Raw genomic sequence first — 260 nt, forward strand, 5'->3', positions numbered from 1 at the left:
AGAGTGGACGAACCTCTGGTGTACCGGTTGTGACGCCAGTCGCATCGCCGGGTAGCTATGTTCGGAAGGGATAACCGCTGAAAGCATCTAAGCGGGAAGCCTACCTCAAGATAAGATTTCCCTAGGAATTTATTCCTCTAAAGAGCCGTTCGAGACTAGGACGTTGATAGGTTGGATGTGGAAGCATAGTGATATGTGAAGCTGACCAATACTAATTGCTCGTGAGGCTTGACTATACAACACCCAAGCAGTTGTATATA

General features: G+C 47.3%; 1 rRNA gene. It reads left to right on the top strand.

From position 1 onward, the window contains the following. Positions 1-236, top strand: a 23S ribosomal RNA gene (locus ACH8JV_RS19610); the annotation flags it as partial. Between the last annotated feature and the right edge of the window lie 24 nt (positions 237-260).

Source organism: Acinetobacter sp. ABJ_C5_2 (genome assembly GCF_044538485.1).
Taxonomy (GTDB): domain Bacteria; phylum Pseudomonadota; class Gammaproteobacteria; order Pseudomonadales; family Moraxellaceae; genus Acinetobacter; species Acinetobacter nosocomialis_A.